Source organism: Streptomyces sp. CO7, assembly GCF_053474865.1.
In genome coordinates this window covers 1-16,636 of sequence record NZ_JBRIOU010000189.1, presented here as the reverse complement: position 1 = coordinate 16,636, position 16,636 = coordinate 1, and the positions used below count along the sequence as shown (strand labels likewise).

Here is a 16,636-nt window from a genome sequence, read left to right as displayed (position 1 = left end):
CTGCGCCGGTGCAGCGACCTGGCATGCTGCCCGTCACCGCCGGTGCGGCAGCACGGTCGCCGCCGACCGCGCCGGCGCCCGCCTGGCGCGGAGTGCCGGTCCGCGCTGCACCGCCGGGCGCTGCACGGCTGTTGCGCGCCCAGCGGCCGCCGCCGGTTGCACCGGCGCGTAGGTGACACTGCTTGTCGTGCAGCCGCCGGCGAGTTCGCGCAGCCGGGCCTGTTCGGTCTGGTCGGCGGTCAGGTCTCAGCGGAGCTTCGTCGCGGTCCACTCCGCCACAGGGACTGCCGGCCGCATGCCGCCTGCGCCGCGGCCGGCGGCTGTCTCCAGCGTGGCCGTCGGAGAGTTCCGGCACGCGGTAGTCGAGCCGGAGCGGTGAGAAGACGGATGCGCAGGTCGAGGTCCCAGGGCGGGCGGTGTTGTCCGTGGCGGCGGTGTGTCGGTCGAGGGGAGCGGCGCCGTCGGCCCGGGCGGTCAGGGACAGGCCGCGCGGCAGGTCGTGGGGGAAGCGGGGGCCGAGCGCGATCGTCTGGCGGCGGCCGCCCGGGTGCTGAGCGAGACGGCCCGGGAGGACAACTCGCCGCAGGTCTACCGCCGGTCGGCGAGCGCGTACGCGCGGGAGACCGCCGCCCGCATCGCCAACGCCCGCACCTTCGATGCGGCCGGCGCCGACCGGGCCGCGGTGCAGGCGGCGAAGGACGAGGCCGTCATCGCGGCCGCCCGGGCGAAGGGGCAGGAGATGCGGGCCCGCATCGCCAACCCGGACCTGCGCCGGCTGCCGCAGGAGACCCGCGCCCCCGAGCAGCTCGACCAGGCGGCCGCTGCCGGCCGCCTCGAGGCGATGCGCACCGCGCAGGATGCCGTCTCCCCGCGCGGTGCGCGACCGCACGCCGGCGAGGTACGAGGCCGCGGCCGACGCCATGGAGCGGTGGGCGCACACCGATCAGGAGGCGGGCCGCTTCAGCCGCGCCCGCACCACCACCACCACTGCAAGGCGCCGCCGACCTGCGCCAGAGGGCATCCGAGCAGCGGGACTGGGCGACGAGGGCGGCGACCCAGGTCCGGCCCAGGACGGATGCGGAGCGCACAGGGAAACGGGGGAGTGGCTCAGCCGGTGTGGTCATACGCCGAGGAGAGCAGGGTGGCAGCCGTCGGGCCATCGGCCCGGCACCACCTTCAGGGGTGGTGGCAGCATCCCTCGTCGCGGCGCGCCGTCCGGTGACCGCCGTCACGGTCATCCGGGTCGGGCGGTCGCTGCGCCGAGGTGTGCCACCATCACCCCCATGGAAACCACCGGAGCACACGTCGGGCTACCTCCTGGCATCGGCGCACCCGCGACGCGCGCCCTCGCAGCCGCGGGGTACACGGAGCTGCGCCAGCTCGCCGGCGTGCCCGAGAAGCAGCTCATGGCACTGCACGGTGTGGGTCCGAAGGCCCTGCGTGTACTGCGCGAGGCCCTCGCGGACCAAGGACTCGCCCTGGAGTGAGGCCTCCCCGTTTCCATGTCGTCCTGCTGCAGAAGCTGCGGGCGGCGAAGCAGCTCGACTGGTCCCGGGCGGTGATCGACTCCAGCCATGTGCGGGCCGCTCGGCGGGGCCCAGAAGCGGACCCAGCCCGGTCGACCGCGCACGTCCGGGCAGCAAGCACCACGTCCTCGTCGATGGAGAGGGCGTCCCGCTCGCGGTGTCGCTGACCGGCGGAAACCGCAATGACGTCACGCAACTGCTGCCCCTCCTCGCCAAGGTGCCGTCCCTCGCGGGCCTGGTCGGGCGGCCGCGTCGGCGGCCCGACGCGGTGCTCGGTGACCGTGGCTCCGACCACGACAAGTACCGCCGACTCGGGTGGGCCCCGGGCATCAAACCGGTGATCGCCCGCCGCGGTGTCGCGCACGGCTCCGGGCTCGGAGTGCACCGGCGGGTCGTCGAGCACACCATCGCCTGGCTCCACGGCTTCCGGCGTCTACGTGTCCGCTGGGAACGGCGCGATGACATCCACGAAGCCTTCCTCGGCCTCGCGACCTGCCTCATCACCCACCGCCACGTCCAACGCCTTTGTCAGGAACTCTAAGTGACGGCGCGCCCTAGAGGGATGCGCCGGGGGCGCGGCCGACGCTTCCTCAGACCAACGGTTTCGGCCAGGCGGCCATGGCCTACTCGGCCGTATGCCGCAGTTCGCCCGAGGGCGACGGCGAACGCGTGTGCCAGCAGCGGCCAGGGAGGCAGACGGTCGTCATGGTGGTGCGCCGGGGGAGCACATGCGGAACAACCGCTCCCGCATCCCGTGCTGCGGTGCGCCGGGAGGACCGGGGCGGGCCACCAGCCCGCGAGCGCGCGCTCCGGCTTCGTCCACGCCGCGGCCTGGAACGGTCTGCCGCCGGTCGCGTACCAGCAGTGTCGTTGGCATGCGGCTGCTGGGCCGTTGCGCTGCCGCCTCACCAGCACAGCGCGTGCCATGATCGGTCCCGGTCTGCACCGAACGTGAGGAGACAGGACGTGGCGGAACGGCAGCGCGGGACCGTGAAGTGGTTCAACGATGAGAAGGGGTTCGGCTTCATCACTCCGGAGTCCGGCTCCGATCTCTTCGTGCACTTCAAGGCGATCGAGGGCAACGGCTTCAAGTCCCTGCACGAGGGCCAGCAAGTGACATTCGAGGCCGTCCAGGGCCAGAAAGGCATGCAGGCCGACAAGGTCCAGGTAGAGGGATAACTCCTGCTCGGCCAGCGCTGCAGGCGTTCGGGTACCGCCTGCTGCTTCGCTGGCGCAGCGGACCGGCGCGCTGCACCTCGCCGGGCAGCAAGCAGCACCCAGCAGCCGTGAGAGTTCACCGCGCTGACCAGTACGCGCTGCACCGACGGCTGCTGCACCGAGCGGGCAGCCAAGCCCGGGGCTGCAGCCGCCGAGCGGCGCGTGACGACCGGCCGGCCAGGAGCCGCATCCAGGGGCGCCGGTCAATGCTGCTGATGCCGATCACCTGTCCGCGCGATACCGCGGCCTGCGCCTCTGGCTAAGGATGTGATCCCGATCCTCCCCATATTCACCGGAAAGTTTCTTCATGCCCAGTTTTTGTCCCGGCGTCCGGCAGCTGGCACACGCCGCCGTCACTGTGGGCTGCGCTGCGGCCCTGGCCCTCACCCAGGCAACGCAGGCCCACGCGGCAACTCTCGTACCTGGGCCCGCCCGGCACCGGCCCTTCAGCTCTTTCCGTGCGCTCCGCGCGCTCGCCGAGGGCGATGCTGGGGCGGATGCCGATGGTTTTGCGGCGCAGGCGCAGCGGGTCGTCGGCGTGCCGTCCGACGGGCGCGCGCCGGGCGTCGACTACCACCGGCTCTCGCCCATCTCGCGGAGCTGGCGGCGGGTCGCGAGATTCGCGTAGCCGGCCTGCCGCCGGCCTCGACATCCACCACATGGTGCCGTTCGCCGAGGCCTGGACGTCGAACTCGCGCTGGACGTCGGCGATCGAGACAACCCGGCACAGCTCGTCGTGCAGCCGCCGGCAAGCTCGCGCAGCCCGGCCTGGTCGACGGCCAGGCCCCAGCGGAGCTTCGTCGCGGTCCACTCGGCGATGTACCGGCACACCGCTCCGGCCGCGGGCGGCAGCCACTCGGCGGGATCCTGGTCGGACTTGGACCTGTTGGACGCCGCGGTCACCGCGACGAGGCTCGTGGCCTGCCCGAGGTCGTTCGCGTAGGCCTCGCGCCGGGCGGCGTCCCAGGCGGAGGCGCCGGAGTTGTCTGCTCGCCCGGCTCGGCGCTTCCTCTGCCAGGAGGCTGTTCTACCGCCGCGGGTTACGCCGGCTCGTAGGTGACGCCTAGGAGTCAGGCGTCACCGAACCGCGGCCGCCCAAGCGCGCCGCCTACGCCAGGCTCCTCGCGCCGCGCCGCCGTTCCCCTGCTGGCCTGGCACAGCAGCTTGCTGGAGGAGATGCGACTGATCACCTGCGACGTGGTAGTCCTGACCAACGAGATCGTCGGCCTGGAGAACCACGAGGCACGGTCCGACCCGAACCTGATTCACCAGCTGATGCGGGAACATCACACCTCCCGCGACGAGGCCCTCCGAGCGCCTCCGCCGCCAGGTCCGTGCCCAGGTCCGGTACTTTGCGGTCCTTCAGGACCAGCTCCCGGGCCTATGCGCCGATTTGGACCTGTCCTGGGACGAGACGGAGTCAGTCGAGCGCGCGGCGAGCTGCATGCGCTCGTGGATGCGCGGCAGTTATGACTGGCACCGCGAGTCGGGGCGCTACTCACCCGACGCCGTAGGCCTGATTGCGGCGGAGCAGGCCGGTCTGCTGAACACCGACGACCTCTGCACACCTCCACCTTCCACGCAGCCGTGACGCCCCGCCCGCAGCGGAGATCCGGTCGACCTGACCGTTCCGGAGGTCTGTCGCCTGGTCAGCGCCCTGTGCAGCCCACGCAGTGGCTCGCTCAGCGCGCTCCTGAGCTGGTCGGACTGGCGTCGTGGCCACCAAGCCACAGCCACTACCGACGCCTCGCCGATGTAGGTCGCGAAACCGCACTGGAGTATTAGCCGAGCCGGTCCTGGAACTCGCAATCTCTGCCCAGGCGGCCCGCGCGGCGGCTGGGATGGGCGCGCGAGAACCTAACCTCGCCAGCGAGATTCCAAGCCAACTCCCGCACACGGGGCGGCGCCTCCAACAACAGTGCGTCGATGGTGTCGTCCATCCCGAAAATCGCCTGCCGGAGAGGGCTGTCGCCATCATCGAAGAGAGGACTGTCCAGGCTGAGCATCTCCTTCGCCGTCCTGGCATGGTGGAGGAAGGCCGCGTATGTGTCCCGTCGTATCTGCCGCAGCCACTCCTCATGCGTGGCTTGCCGCTGTCGGTCCGCTTGGTACCGCGCCGCCCGGAGGGCGATCACCGCGGCGACGGACGCTCTGCCGCGCCGATGATCCCGCCCCCCAGTGCGCCGATCAGTCCGGCGAGTCCAGCGTCCATACCCGCGAGGCTAGCTGGAGGTCGTCTCCCGGGCCTCCAGCTTCTCGAATCAGCTCAACGCACGCTGACTGCTGCCGCCAAAAGGCGGTCCGATACTCCGCAAGAGCTGATGAGGGCCGAGCGCCACGGGGAGGGAACGCGCATGGGGCTGAACCTTGAGGTCACTTGGGTCGGGCCGGTCACGATCGGCATGCTCAAGCAGTTCATCAGCCAGGCCAAGGCCGGCAGAGCGGCCTCGGACAGGCCGGGTACATACGGCGTGAGCGCGAGGGACGGCACACGCGCTACACCCTCTGCGCGGACGGCACCCTCCGCCATCCAGCGGAGGCGCACGTGCCCGTGCGGGCCCTTCTGGACGTCAAGAGCCAGCACAGGGCGAGTCGGATATCCGACCCGTTGCTTGAGCAGCTTGGAGGGGACGTCGGCAGGCGGTACTGCGCGACCATGACACGCGGAAACGCCATGCCGGATCTCGAACACCGGCCGGGCAGGTGGTGCAGGCTCGCCCGGTTGCCCATGTATGACAAGACCCCAGTAACGGCTGCCGAAGGTCTCTCCACATCTGTCACTAGGTGTGGCGGGACTTCGCCTTCACCGCGACATAAGGAAGCCAATAGCATCCGCAGCGTGTCGGCGGACGCCGACGCAGAAGGGGGACACGAAATGCGTTCTCGTACTCTCCGGGTTCTGGCGGCTGCCGCATTGACGGCTGGTGGGCTGACGGCCCTAACTGCTCCGACGGCCGTAGCGGCTGGCACCGCGGTTCAGTCCTGCCTGGGCACCGCCAAGTCGTTCACCAGCACCGAGTCCGTACCGGCCAGATGGCCGGCCTCTGGCTCGGTCACCGCAACGTCCAACTGCAACGACATCAATGTCAAGCCGACCATCGGTGACGACGTGCGCACCTGTTTCCTGCCTAGCAGCGGTGGCACCACCTGCAACGCCTGGCGCCCGATCTCAGGCGGCACCTGGGGCCTGGCCGCCACCGACGTCAAGGACGGCACCAAGTTCTACGTTCAGTTCCGGTACGGCTGGGAGTACGGGTCGATCGCTTACTGAGCGTTTTCAGGCTGGCCATCGATCGGGTGATGGCCTCGATGCCCGCAACGGACAGGGCTCCCTTGCTGTTAGGCGAGGCGTTCGAAGTCTCAACCTGACAACCCGGGGGCCCTGTTGGTTCCCTACCCTCGAGACCGATCCCGCTACGGCCCGGCAGGCCGCCCTTGGTAGCCGGGGGGTGAGGAACATCCATGCCAGATCGGGTGCCAAGCCCGGATCGCCGCTGGTGGGCACCTGGCGGGACGTCGGCGCGGCACACGCTACTTGGCGACAGGCATGCGGCGTCCGGCATTCGGCGGTTCCACGACGCCGAATGCCGAGACCGCCACGACAGCCCGGGTCACCTGGGAGGAGGCTCGGCAGGACGTGTTCCGTCGGATCGCCCAGCATGACAACCGGGATCGGATCCACCCGGTCGTCGGCTGCGTGACTCCGCTCCGGGCGAGGTCCCACCGCCACGAACGGCTGGGACTTGCGGCGCACGTCGGAGGTGCCGGGCCCCAGGGGATCACTTCACGAGACGCTCGCACCCGTGATCACTGAGCTGCCTGGACAGCTCTCCCGGTCGCGGGCCGGGCCGCGGCAAGGAACCGTCCCAGCCCGCCGCGTTGAAGCAGGATGTCGAGGACGGTGGCCCGGGTGGTCGGGTCGAGGGCCGAGACGGGTTCGTCGCAGACGACGAGGCGGGGCGGATGTCGAGGTCGACGCCCTTGAGGACCTCGGTGCGGGCGGCACGACGGCCCTTGCCGGGGAAGGAGACCCGCAGTTCCCTCACGGAGAGCAGGGGTTCGGTCCGGTCGGTCATGCGGGGACGCTCCTTGTGGGGCGGGGCTGCCATGGGGCGCGGGCGGGCACTCCGTCGAGGACGGCGTCCAGGAGTTCGCGGGTGTAGGGGTCCTGAGGGGCGCGCAGAACCTGCGCGGTGGCGCCGGTCTCCACGAGGCGGCCCCGGTTCATGACGGCGACCGTGTCGCACAGGCCGGCGACGACACCGAGGTCGTGGGTGACGAGGAGGACACCGAGTCCGCGTTCGTCCTTCAGACGGCGCAGCAGGTCGAGGATCTCGGCCTGGACGCGAACGTCGAGCGCGGTGGTGGGTTCGTCGGCGATGAGCAGGGCGGGGTCGCAGGAGATCGCGCCGGCGATGAGGACCCTCTGGGCCATGCCGCCGGAGATCTCGTGCGGGTAGCGGCGCATGACCTGTTCGGGTGCGGGGATCTCGACCGTGCGGAGGAGTTCGACGGCGCGGGCGGCGGCCTCCGCGCGGGAGAGCCCCAGGACCCGGCGCATGGGTTCGGTGAGCTGGCTGCCGACGGTGGAGGCCGGGTCGAGGTTGCTCAGGGGCTCCTGGGGGATGTACGCGACGGTGGTGCCGCGCAGGGCGCGGTGCCGGCGGCCGGACAGTCCGGAGACCTCCTGTCCGGCGAGAAGGACGCTGCCCGCGCTGAGCCTGCCTCCTTCCGGGAGGAGACCGAGGACGGAGAACGCGGTCTGGGTCTTGCCGGACCCGGATTCTCCGACCAGGCCGACGATCTCTCCTCGGCGGACGTCGAGGTCGATGCCGTGGACGACTTCCTTGTCGGTGCCGTCTGCCTGCGCGTAGGCGACTTTGAGGCCGCGTACGGAGAGCAGGCCGGCATGGGCGCGGCGGCCCCGGAGACACTCGCCAGCCCTTCGAACCGGCGCCGTCGACTGCCAGGTGCCTGCCGGACGGCCGGAGTGAAGCTCGGCGCGTGCTGAAAGGGGAACACGGGTCTCCGCAATGGAGAGAGATCAGCGCCCACGCGCCAGGCGCGGGGTCGTGCAATCAGGCGGTGCCGTCATCGCCGCAGTGGATCTGTTGTTCGGCGGGCGGCGCCCCAGCAGGAGACCGGCCTTGCCGCGTCCACCCACAAAGCCTTGATCTCCCGGATTACTCCTCTGCGATGGCTCCCCGAGTCTGGGTGGCCAGTTGTTCCACGATCTTTCCGGTGACGCCCCACCTGGGCAGGCCGGCGCTCGTGAACGCGTTGTGGATGGTCCTGCGCGTACGGTCTGCCGTGCCAGCCCTGACCGGACGGCAGGACTTGGCGGTCCCGCTTTCCCGTCGTACGTTGCGCGGGGCCGCCCCTTCTCGTGCTGTTCGGCGACCGATGAAGGGACCAGGCTCATTGGGCGTCCCGCTGGCCGACTTCGGTGCCTCAGCCGCTGCCCTGGGATACCGCCCTACTTACTGAAGGACCTGGTGCAGGCCCCGCGCTGCGGGCAGCGATGACGCGGGTGCGTTCCGAAGGCGTCGTCTTCGTCGCCCAGGCTGGCGCCTTCGGGGACATCGTGACCCGGCCGGAGTCCGAGTCGTACGGCACGGCGGCAACGTGCCACGGGTCCCGCCGCCCGGCGCCGTCCCTGCGCCCGCCTTGCCGGCATCCCCCAGGTAGAGCCGGCCCCGGCCGGCCCACCGGTCCGGTGAGAATCAGTGGGCTCCAGCACGACATCGGCCGCCCGTCGGCCGGTGGAAGGGACGGAAACCGTCCCAGGTCACCGCGGCGGCTCGGTCGTGCGCACGGACTGCCGAGTGCAGTGCGCGCACTGATGTGACCAGCCCTCAGACCGCGGGCGCCGGGCATATGGTCGAGTAGCCCGGCCAGGTAGTAGCCGCACCGCACCCCCGTCCACCATTGCGCCCCTGCTCAGACATGGCGTCGGCTGCCAGGCGGCCCCCGACGTCGCGGATGGGCGCGTAGGCGCCGGTGGACAGGAACCGGGCCCGGGTCTGGACCATGGCCGCGTCGTCGCCGTTGGTGGCGCGGATGCCCGTCAGCAGGCTGGCGTAGCCGTGGCGGGCGATGTCGAACGTGTGGCCCACAGGGCAACGCAGCAGGTCGAGTCGCCGAGCGAGGGCAGGGGGGAGCGACACGGACGCGAGGCATTTCTGACAAGGGGGGAAGGGATGCCTGACTCTTCGGTGCCGGGTTCGTGTGCCGGATACGGTGAAGATCGACCGTTTGCCATTGCAGGCACACGCACCCTGAACCGTCTCGGGCGTAGGGGCGGACCCTGCCACACCTCGACTGACTCATCCCATCTGCGCCTTGAGGTGGTCGACCACCTCGTTGAACTCCCTCGTCGGCGAGAAATCGACGTACTCGCAGTCCTCAAGGGCTTCCGGCGCATGTCCTGGCGGCCAATAGAACGCCTGCCCGGCCTCATAGATCTCCTCCCCCTCCGCCGTCCGCATCTTCAGCCGCCCCTTGAGCAGGTATCCCCAGTGAGGGCACTGGCACAGGTCGCCCGGCAAACCGGTGAAGGCCGGCGCCATGTCGGTGCCCTTGGGGAACCGCACGAACGCAGCGGACATGTCGCCCCCGAGTTCCTGGAGGCGCAACTCCACACCACCGCCTTCGATCACCACAGGAGTCTCGGTTCGCGTCGTTGCCGTCATGGCCGCCTCCTCCTTGGGGTTCGTCGTGGAAGCCGAGGAAATGAAACGTCGGCCTGTTCAGCAGGCTAGGCATGACGAGTGCGGTGCGCGACACGGGAGGGGCTGGCTGAGGTGACCGCCTGAACAGCCGTCCCCGCTGCGCAGCCCACCTCGGATGGCCAATCGGTCATCTCACAGGAGACGGCGCCCGTCGGGTCGTCGGTCCTCCGGGCCCGCTTCGCGGAACACGGTGCCGGCCATGACGGCCTCGACGGTCGGCGCACCGCCCGCATGCCCCGCGGTGACACGCAAGACCGGCGGCCGTGCTGTCGTGATTGATCACCCAGGACTCGATCACGAGCATGACGATCTCATGGACGGTTCAACGAGACAGTCTCCTGGCACTGCGGCAGACATCAGTCGCCCTGCTGGAGTGCTGAATCACATGCACGTCATGCATGGCTGCTTCCGAGCGATCGCACACGGAAGCGCGGCGTGCCTGGGGTGCCGTCCCACGGTCGGGCGGGGCATGCTTTCGGGCGTAACGCTGGATCCGATGGTACAGAATGCGCGCAGAGGAGTCCCGTGTCGAGCGAAGAGAACAAGAGGTTGGTTCGCCGCTTCTACGCGGAAATCGACAAGGGCAACCTTGAGGCCATGAACGATCTCGTGGCCGAGAACTACCGGGACCATTCACCACCGCCGTTTCCGGGGCTCGGAACCGGTCGCGAGGGGCTCAAGCAGGCGTTCCGTCTCTTCTGGGAGGCCACACCTGGGACCCATGAGATCGAGGACCAGATCGCGGAGGGCGACAAAGTGGTGACCCGGTTGAAGGCCTACGGAGTGCACGAGAAGGACCTGCCTGGCATCCCCGCCACCGGTAACCAGCTCACGATGACGGCAACGGTGATCCACCGCATCGAGAATGGCAGACTCGCGGAGAAGTGGTCGGACAAGGATCTTCTCGGTTTTTTGCAGCAGCTCGGCGTCATCCCGGTGCCCGGCGGTACGCCGGAACAGTCCGGATGACATCAGGACCTCCGATCGGGCAGGCGCGATCCCGGATGACGACAATCGCCAGGGCCGACGTTGCCTGACGCGGCAGTAGCTCCGTCTCATGCCCTGCGCCCAACTGCCGCCGCACCGCCCGCCGTGTCGGGTACCACAGGACCGCGGCGCCCTGATGCTGCTCGCCGGTGGTCGGCCGGGATCCGCGCGGTGAGCGGCGGCGGCCTCCTCGGCGAGGCCGGCGGCGTCGACCAGGGCGGTGGCCAAGGCCCGGTCGTCGGTGTGCGGCACCGGCAGGGTGAACGTCTCCTCGGCATGGCCGTGCCGGGCGAGAAGACGTGTGTAGAACTCCAGCGCCATCGGATGCCCGGCCTCCCTACGGACCCGGGTGATCTCGATCGCCTCGCCCGCGCGGCCCCAGCTCCCCAGCAGCTCGGGCGCGGCGGTGACGGCCGTCCACCAGCCGGTCGCCAGGTGTGCCGGTCGTGGGCGAGCACTGCCCAAAAATGGCATGCGTTCGTCGTCCGGTCGTGCTGGGATCAATCGCCGTGAGCGATCATTTTCTTGATGAAGCCGACTTGTCGGACAGGATGGAACGGAACCTGGCGGAGCACGCCTGTCATCTGCACCGGAGCATGGCTGGTGCGACCGTCACAGAGTCTGGTGACCTCCTGGTCGCTGACAGCGGCCTGGACGACGACACGTTCAACATCGTCGCCGCGGCCCGCTTCACCACCGACGACGTCACGGTCCGCATCACCGAGACCGCTGGAACTCTGGCCCTCACCGGCCGTCCCTTCTCCTGGTGGGTGGGGCCCGCCTCGACACCGGCGAACCTCACCACCCGCCTGACGGCGGCCGGTCTGCCGGTGTCCGAACGCGAGACGGCCATGTGGGCCGAGCTGGACGACACCCCGCCGCCTCCCACCACTCGGGGACTGGACATCCGGAGCGTGACCACACCCGAACAACTCGCCGACTACGCCACGGTCCTCGCCGCGAACTGGAACCCGCCCGCCGAAACCGTCCGACGCTTCTTCGCCCAAGCCGCGTCGCAGGCACTGGCCGCCACCTGCCCGGCCCGGTACCTGGTGGGCTACGTGGACAACCGTCCGGTCTGCTCAGCCGAGGTGTTCCACCACGCGGGAGTCGCCGGCATCTACAACATCTCCACCCTGGCCGCCCACCGCCGGCGCGGCTACGGCGGCGCCATCACGCTCGCGGCCCTCCGCACGGCCCGCGAGCGGGACCACCGCATCGCGGTCCTGCAGGCGTCGGCAGATGGCGAGCCTGTCTACCGCCGCCTGGGGTTCCGCGCCTGCGGCCAGTTCGTCGAACATGCCGGCAACCCTGAAACGTCAGGACTCCGCAGGCTGTCCGTCCGCCATCCCTGAATGGGCCGGTCACAGTCACTCACCGATGGCCGCTGTGAGGGCAGTGGCCTCGTAGCGGCCCGCCGGCCCGCCGTATCCCGTGGCCACAGCCCGGTGCCTCTCGAGGTGGTTGACGCCGCACTCGACGGCATGCCGAATCTTGTGCTCCTTGACTTTGCACCGGGGTGGCCGACCACAGCGTGAGCCACCCTTCTGCCTGCTGTGCTCATAGTCTGCTTCGTCCGGGGCGATGCATCGGACGCCACGGGTCTGCTGGGGGGTGGGTGACATGTGGGTGACATCTGACCTGGCTCGCCGTCAGGCGGGCCGGACGGATGAAGCGATGCCCAAGCCCTACCCCCAGGAGTTCCGTGAGGACGCCGTGCGAGTCACGCCAAACCGCGAGCCCGGCGTCACCCTGGAACAGGTCGCCGCCGATCTCGAGGTCCACCCGGCCTCGCTGACGAGGTGGTTGCGCTGCCGGAGACCGAGAGCAGCACAGCCTGCAAGGGCCGCGGCGATCGGCGTCCGCGGGATCAGTGCGAAGACGGCCGACGCGGTCGCCCCGGCCAAGCTCTATAGGACCGCTGACCTTGCCCGCGCGCTCGGCACCGCAGCAACGGTCGGCCGGTTCGCAGAGGGTGACCCGCTGTTGATCTCGGACCACCAGGCGAGCACGACCGTGTCGAACCGTTCCGCCGCAGCGAGACCCCCAGCCTGCAGCCGGGAGCGCCCCGCCCGGTGGGGAAGCGGTTCGACCTGAGTCCCCTGGCTGCTCTTCGACCAGGCTGCAGGCGAAGGGAAGCCCTACGAGAACCCGCCGTACGGGGGCCTGCTCCGCCTCGGCCAGGTCCGCGAGCACCTGCAGGAAGTGGTCGCGCTGGTCCTGCCACATCCGCGTCAGCACCCAGCTCACACTCTCCATCAGCCGTCAGTCGGATCACTCGAACCGTTTTGGCCGTCGTGGGCGAAACCGGGCGACTCCTTCCCGTGTCGCCCGACGCTGCTGAGAGCTTCCACCGCCTGGTCGATGCGGCCTAGGAACGGGAGAGTCCGGCGGTCGGCAACCGTCATCGCTCTGGATGCGACGAGATCATGCTCAAGACCCTCGCCGCAGCGACCGTCGACCGGATTCTGCTCACGCCCATGTCTTCGTCACGCCGGGTGACGGCCACCGCCTCGCCGAGGCGACGACCGGACGAGGCGTCGTCCCGCTCGGCTGACCACAAGCGGGAGATCCACTGACCGCGAGCGTGAACACCTAGTGTTCCTCGACAGCGGACGGCTGGTGGTAGTCCTGACCGGGGAGCTGGCTGGACGGCAGCCCGCGCGTGAGCCACGGTCGCCCTCCGGCGCCGAGGTTGCGTCCGGGTGTAACGGCGGTCGGACTCTTTGCTGTGCTCGCGGAGCACTTCCAAGCGATTTAGCCTGGAATCAATAGGCCCCTAGCGAAAAGGGAGCCGTGAGATGCATTTTGTCCTGCTCGCGACCCATGATCCGGAAATATGTCCGACCGCCAACGCGACGACGCGCGACCTGATGCTCAAGACCGCTCCACACATGCCGGACCTCGCCCAGAAGACAGGCGTCGACATCGTGGCCGGTCCCTTCGTCAATCGTGAGCACACGGTCGTCGTGGTTGTACGGGCCGACACGGCCGAGAATGTCGACCGCTTCCTGGTGGAGGCCCGCCTCCCTCACTGGAACCGCGTCCATGTGCTGCCGTCGCTGACCATGGAAGAAGGTCTCGCCGACATCCAGGCACATACGCCGATCTTCTGACTCAACCGCTCAGGCATGGGGCGGCGCTTCCGCGCAGGCACCGCCCCATCGTCACGTCCTTGTGGAGATTGCTCCGGTCACCCAGCGGCTGTCTTTCACCGTGCGGAAGACGAGACCGCCAGGTGCCTCGCCGACGCCAGACACCAACAGGGGTAAGCCGTCGTGAACAAAGGCGGACGGTGGCGAAGAGCGTGGCCCGGGTCGGGAAGCCGAGCGACGTCATCAACGCCCCATGATCGACCTGACAAGGATGAGGCCACCGCTACGTCCACGGCCTGCCAGGGGTGAGGTTCGTATGCCAGGTACGCGGCGCCCAGCAGACCGGTCCTCGTCGCGGGCACGGGCCGGCAGGTCACTCTCCAGCCCAGTCGCGGCGCGCGGGCGGGCACTGGCTGCCGGCGCCTGGCAGCGGATCTGCCCATCGAGTGCCTGAGCCGCGCGCTCCGGCCTGCCGATCGCCTCCGCAGCCGACGCTGGGTCTGCGCGGCGGTGACCGAGGCGAGCACTGCGGGCAGGCCGCGCAGGGCGGCGGCGGTGGCAAGCGGGGGTACTGACAACGCCCCGTCCGCACAGGCATCCGACACACAGCGGCCCGCCGACCGCCAGGCACGAACGGCCCACCCCTGCTCACCGCGGCCCCGGCAGGAGCAAAGATCGGCAGCCGACGCCCCACCCCGACTTCGAGGAAATACTTCCCGCTCGAGCACGCGAAAATCTACCTCGGCCAGAGTAGAAATTAGGCAGTGGCGTGTTATGGTTCTCTTGTAGTCAGAAGGTCCCAAGGGCCCGGCAGACACGAACTGCCGGGCAGCAGTACCCGTAGTGGCAGTGCGCATGACGGTGCGGTGGTGGAGTTTCGAAGCCAGAGTTGTTGCAGGACGGCGACGGGGCCGACGACCGGACCGGGCGGCCCGCAGTGATCAGGGGCCGCCACCGTAGTGGCAGTACCCAGCAGTGAAGTCGGTGAGCGGTACCTCGGTGAAGGCGTCGGCTGCGGGCGCGCGCACAGGGAGGTTCGGCAGCGGGGTTCCACGCCAGAGCAGACGCAGGACGGGCAACGGGGCTGGCTGCCGAAGAGCGACGCTGTCATACGCCGCGGAGCAGTTCGCATCATCAGCAGTACGCAGTAAGTAGTTGATCACGAGGAAAGAACGGAGGGACGAAGCGCCATCAGGATCGCCCGGGCGAAAGTATGTCGAACCCGGGTACCGCAGGACATCGATAGTGAGGTGGTCTCCGGTCAAGCAACCGCGATCCCCGCGCCCCCGGCAGCAGACAGGTCGGGTCCGCGGACACAGAAAGCCGGCGCAGCATCAGGGTCGGCAGATGGTGTAGCAGTTCCTTCGGGGCCCTGGTGCCGTACGGCACCAGGGCCCCTCCACGCGTTCCGCAGAGAGGTGCAAGTGACAGCAGACGATTCGTACGGCCGTCTCGACGACGACGACTACCCTGCCTACACGATGGGCCGGGCCGCCGACATGCTCGGCACCAACCCAGCCTTCCTCCGAGCCCTCGGCGAAGCCCGCCTCATCACCCCGCTGCGTTCCGGGGGCGGCCACCGCCGGTACTCCCGCTACCAACTGCGCATCGCCGCCCGCGCCCGCGAACTCGTCGACCAGGGCACCCCTATCGAGGCGGCCTGCCGCATCATCATCCTGGAAGACCAGCTCGAAGAAGCCCGGCGCATCAACGAGGCACTGCAAAGGCGCCCCGCCGGCATCGCGGACAAGGCCGACGCCTGAAGCGCCGCATCTGCCGGCCCGGCATGTGACGGCCCGGCTGCCAGAGCAAGTCCTGCCCCGAACAACCAGGTGGCGCACTCCTGGGCCGGTGATGTGTTCGCCGAAGACCTGGATGCAGCCGACCAGGTGCGGTTGGCTTTCGGGCTGCTGGACCTCCTCGACGAGTACTGGGTCACGTGCGAGATCCGGTTCGCGAACGAGGGTGCCGAGGGGCCCCTGCCGGCCGACGTGCTGTGGGACGGCTACCGTCAGCGGCTGGAGGCGGACCGGGGGCCGAGGCCGCCACCTATTCGCTGTGGGCGGCCTGGTTCGAGGACGACGCCACTTCCGCGACGGCCTTCGCCGAAGTTCTCGGTAACGACATCGACCAGGTGGTGGCCGAGGGATCGGAAGCCCTGCTCTGCCGACCCGTCGGGTTCTGGAGTGTTCGGGACCGGTGCGCTGGACGGTGAAGGAGTTGACATACGACACCGCCGTTCGGCTCCCTGTCCTGCACTCGGCCGTCTTCCGCGGCCTCCTGGCGAGCTTTCACGAAACGAACCGGCCTAGGCCTCCCGGCCTTTTGCCCGAGCGATGTGGCTGTGGACGCGCAAGCGGACGGTCGTGTCGTCGGGCACCTGACTCAGGTCGAGGCGACAAGGTAGTCGAAGGCGCGGCTTCGTTCGGCGGCGTGACGGCGCACTTGCCCGGCGAGGGCGGGTGCCACGGGCAGAGGGCCGACCGCGATCAGCCGGTGGTTCCTCGGGAGCAGTTCAATGACGGAGGCGTCGGGTGCCACGATGCGTTGCCGGCCGATGATCAGTGTGTTGCAGTTGCACTGCCGGAAAAGCGTGTTCTACGCTTCGCACTGTTCTTGCCTGACCGGCGGTATGCCGCGCCAGATGCTCGCTGTGCACTGTTCCATGCGGCGTTCGCCTGTTGCCGAGGAATTCCATCGGGGGCGCCTGTCGCACCGCGCTCTGAGCAGGCTCGCCCGCATGGGGGTCTGCGGCATGGGGTTCCCTCTGCTCCGGTGCGCGGGAGTCAGGTGCCTACGCTTTGGCTGAGAGCGGCTCTGCGGGGACTGCTCTGCAGCACGCAGTGAGGGCGGTCCGACCGGTGCACGCCGGTCGGACCGCCCTCACTGCCGTTCTGGTGTCAGCGCGCCCCTGTCGCTTCGGTCGGAAGGACGGGGGCGCCGAGCATCGCGGAAGCCCGCCGCAACGGACTTTCGGGGCGCGCGGGGGCGGCCTCGGGCGGGGTGCGGCAGGTGAAGCCGAGTCGGGCCATGGCCCTGAGAACCTCCCCGGTGCTGAAATCGCGGCGGTCCTGGCGGG

At 69.5% G+C, this 16,636-nt stretch carries 12 protein-coding genes and 4 pseudogenes; 10 read left to right on the top strand and 6 right to left on the bottom strand.

Features of this window, described 5'->3' with window-relative positions; genetic code table 11:
• Positions 1-588: 588 nt before the first annotated feature.
• A complete protein-coding gene (locus ACOV8S_RS32350) occupies positions 589-753 on the bottom strand; it encodes a hypothetical protein (RefSeq protein ID WP_448322149.1) in 165 nt (54 codons plus the stop codon).
• Positions 754-1,283: 530 nt separating this feature from the next.
• Between ACOV8S_RS32350 and ACOV8S_RS32345 the strand changes: the two genes are divergently transcribed.
• The 3 genes and pseudogenes from ACOV8S_RS32345 to ACOV8S_RS32335 all read left to right on the top strand — a co-directional run bounded on the left by ACOV8S_RS32345 (position 1,284) and on the right by ACOV8S_RS32335 (position 2,705).
• Positions 1,284-1,487 (top strand): DNA-binding protein, encoded by a 204-nt coding sequence (locus ACOV8S_RS32345; protein WP_448322147.1) that lies wholly within the window; start codon positions 1,284-1,286, stop codon positions 1,485-1,487.
• 20 nt (positions 1,488-1,507) lie between these two features.
• Positions 1,508-2,067, top strand: a pseudogene (locus ACOV8S_RS32340) (IS5 family transposase); the annotation flags it as partial.
• A 425-nt stretch (positions 2,068-2,492) separates the two neighbouring features.
• Complete coding sequence (locus tag ACOV8S_RS32335) at positions 2,493-2,705, top strand: cold-shock protein (RefSeq protein ID WP_448322145.1); 213 nt, start codon at positions 2,493-2,495, stop codon at positions 2,703-2,705.
• A gap of 777 nt (positions 2,706-3,482) precedes the next feature.
• Here the strand turns inward: ACOV8S_RS32335 and ACOV8S_RS32330 are convergent.
• Positions 3,483-3,728: pseudogene (locus ACOV8S_RS32330) on the bottom strand (HNH endonuclease); the annotation flags it as partial.
• Positions 3,729-3,800: 72 nt separating this feature from the next.
• Between ACOV8S_RS32330 and ACOV8S_RS32325 the strand changes: the two are divergent.
• Positions 3,801-4,217, top strand: a complete 417-nt coding sequence (locus tag ACOV8S_RS32325) for a terpene synthase family protein (RefSeq protein ID WP_448322143.1) — start codon at positions 3,801-3,803, stop codon at positions 4,215-4,217.
• Positions 4,218-5,583: 1,366 nt separating this feature from the next.
• The gene (locus tag ACOV8S_RS32320; RefSeq protein WP_448322142.1) at positions 5,584-6,015 is read left to right on the top strand and encodes a hypothetical protein; all 432 of its coding nucleotides are present in this window, start codon (positions 5,584-5,586) and stop codon (positions 6,013-6,015) included.
• An 801-nt stretch (positions 6,016-6,816) separates the two neighbouring features.
• Here the strand turns inward: ACOV8S_RS32320 and ACOV8S_RS32315 are convergent.
• The 3 genes and pseudogenes from ACOV8S_RS32315 to ACOV8S_RS32305 form a co-directional block, all read right to left on the bottom strand.
• A pseudogene (locus ACOV8S_RS32315) lies at positions 6,817-7,653 on the bottom strand (ABC transporter ATP-binding protein); the annotation flags it as partial.
• 786 nt (positions 7,654-8,439) lie between these two features.
• Positions 8,440-8,911: pseudogene (locus tag ACOV8S_RS32310) on the bottom strand (methyltransferase type 11); the annotation flags it as partial.
• 159 nt (positions 8,912-9,070) lie between these two features.
• Positions 9,071-9,436: a hypothetical protein gene (locus ACOV8S_RS32305; RefSeq protein ID WP_448322140.1), complete on the bottom strand. Its 366-nt coding sequence runs from the start codon at positions 9,434-9,436 to the stop codon at positions 9,071-9,073.
• Positions 9,437-10,000: 564 nt separating this feature from the next.
• Between ACOV8S_RS32305 and ACOV8S_RS32300 the strand changes: the two genes are divergently transcribed.
• The 5 genes from ACOV8S_RS32300 (at position 10,001) to ACOV8S_RS32280 (ending at position 15,320) form a co-directional block, all read left to right on the top strand.
• On the top strand, positions 10,001-10,444 hold the full coding sequence (locus tag ACOV8S_RS32300) for an ester cyclase (protein ID WP_448322138.1): 444 nt from the start codon (positions 10,001-10,003) through the stop codon (positions 10,442-10,444).
• A gap of 569 nt (positions 10,445-11,013) precedes the next feature.
• Entirely contained in the window at positions 11,014-11,817 is an 804-nt protein-coding gene (locus ACOV8S_RS32295; protein ID WP_448322152.1) for a GNAT family N-acetyltransferase, read from the top strand.
• 229 nt (positions 11,818-12,046) lie between these two features.
• The gene (locus tag ACOV8S_RS32290; protein WP_448322136.1) at positions 12,047-12,559 is read left to right on the top strand and encodes a transposase; all 513 of its coding nucleotides are present in this window, start codon (positions 12,047-12,049) and stop codon (positions 12,557-12,559) included.
• 704 nt (positions 12,560-13,263) lie between these two features.
• On the top strand, positions 13,264-13,578 hold the full coding sequence (locus ACOV8S_RS32285) for a hypothetical protein (RefSeq protein WP_448322134.1): 315 nt from the start codon (positions 13,264-13,266) through the stop codon (positions 13,576-13,578).
• A gap of 1,403 nt (positions 13,579-14,981) precedes the next feature.
• A complete protein-coding gene (locus ACOV8S_RS32280; RefSeq protein WP_448322133.1) occupies positions 14,982-15,320 on the top strand; it encodes a MerR family transcriptional regulator in 339 nt (112 codons plus the stop codon).
• 1,137 nt (positions 15,321-16,457) lie between these two features.
• Here the strand turns inward: ACOV8S_RS32280 and ACOV8S_RS32275 are convergent.
• Positions 16,458-16,636: SCO5918 family protein (locus tag ACOV8S_RS32275; RefSeq protein WP_448322151.1), on the bottom strand; the 179-nt coding region annotated here is incomplete at its 5' end.

Excerpts from the sequence above, each read along its gene's own strand:
- ACOV8S_RS32350 (WP_448322149.1), bottom strand. The coding sequence starts at position 753 with ATGCGGGCCCGCATCTCCTGCCCCTTCGCCCGGGCGGCCGCGATGACG.
- ACOV8S_RS32345 (WP_448322147.1), top strand. The coding sequence starts at position 1,284 with ATGGAAACCACCGGAGCACACGTCGGGCTACCTCCTGGCATCGGCGCA.
- ACOV8S_RS32305 (WP_448322140.1), bottom strand. The coding sequence starts at position 9,436 with ATGACGGCAACGACGCGAACCGAGACTCCTGTGGTGATCGAAGGCGGT.
- ACOV8S_RS32295 (WP_448322152.1), top strand. The coding sequence starts at position 11,014 with ATGGAACGGAACCTGGCGGAGCACGCCTGTCATCTGCACCGGAGCATG.
- ACOV8S_RS32290 (WP_448322136.1), top strand. The coding sequence starts at position 12,047 with ATGCATCGGACGCCACGGGTCTGCTGGGGGGTGGGTGACATGTGGGTG.
- ACOV8S_RS32285 (WP_448322134.1), top strand. The coding sequence starts at position 13,264 with ATGCATTTTGTCCTGCTCGCGACCCATGATCCGGAAATATGTCCGACC.